We start from the raw sequence: 1164 nt of genomic DNA on the forward strand, positions 1-1164 counted from the left end.
CCGGGTGAGCGACTATCTGGTTTGTCAAGTTGCATTGGCATACGCGGTTCGCGCGTCGCGAGCTTTTGCGTTGAGCCTGACGAGGAGCTTGCGGGCAAGGGCAATGCGAACGACCATTTTCTCCTTGCCGGCCTTGAGCAGCCTGTCGCGGAACTCGGCAAGGCTTTTGTCGTAGCGGGCGGCGATGGCCGCGACGAGGAAGAGGATCGAGCGGACGCCGGCGCGACCACCGCGGGTGGGTCGCTTGCCCTTTCGCTTACCGCTGTCATTGGCGATCGGGGCAAGGCCGGCAAGCTTGGCAATGGCTTTGTTGGAGAGCGTGCCAATTTCCGGTAGTTCGGCATGAAGGCGTGCAACGGTCCGCCCGGCGACGCCCTTCATCTCGCGCCAGGTCTCGGCGAGCTTTGCCCACAGCGGATCGTCATCGATCATGGAGGCGATTTCCCCCTCGAGCGAGCGGGATTGGCGCTTGAGCAGGGCGATCACTTCGTCGAGGCTGGCCAGCATCTCGGGGTTATCGAGCAGACTTGCGCGACGCTGCTTCTGCACGGTGAGATCGTCGGTGACCTGCCGGAGCCTTGCCACAAGCGCCTTCAGGCGCTGCTGGGCTTGGCTTGGCAAGGGGGTCGGAGCCAGGTTCTTGGCATGGGCGAAGCGGGCAATGACGGAGGAATCGATCCGGTCGGTCTTTTCCAGAATGCCCATCGCCTCGGCGTAGCGGCGGACGTTGCGTGGATTGGTCAGCGCGCAGCTGATGCCTTTTTCCCACAGCTCGACGAATGCCCGTCGCTCGTACCCGCCACTGGCCTCCATCACCACCAGCGTGACGGCATGTTCACGGCAGAACGCGGCCAGTTCCGCAATGCCTGCCGTATCGTTATTGAAGCTCGCAAGCCGATGCCCGGGCTCGATGCAGACATCGAGCTTGGCTTTCGAAACGTCCACTCCACAAATTGTGTTCTTCACGGTAACCTGCCTTGTCCATGCGATCGGAGCTCAAGCGACTGTTCGGTCGTGCGTGACATGGCGAAGATCCCAAAGCTCACCCACGGTTGTAGCCGGAGGGGGAACGGGCGACATCGCCACGCGTCTTGGCCGGTGGCCACCGGCCAAGACGCTAAGTCGCTTCCATCGCACAAATCTTGGCCGTGCAGATACAAGGGG

General features: G+C 62.3%; 1 protein-coding gene. It reads right to left on the reverse strand.

Features of this window, described 5'->3' with window-relative positions:
* Positions 1-24: 24 nt before the first annotated feature.
* Positions 25-966, reverse strand: coding sequence for an IS110 family RNA-guided transposase (locus tag AC0QUY_RS42575; RefSeq protein ID WP_161849671.1), 942 nt, complete (start codon positions 964-966; stop codon positions 25-27).
* Between the last annotated feature and the right edge of the window lie 198 nt (positions 967-1164).

The organism is Bradyrhizobium sp. WYCCWR15520 (assembly GCF_056174665.1).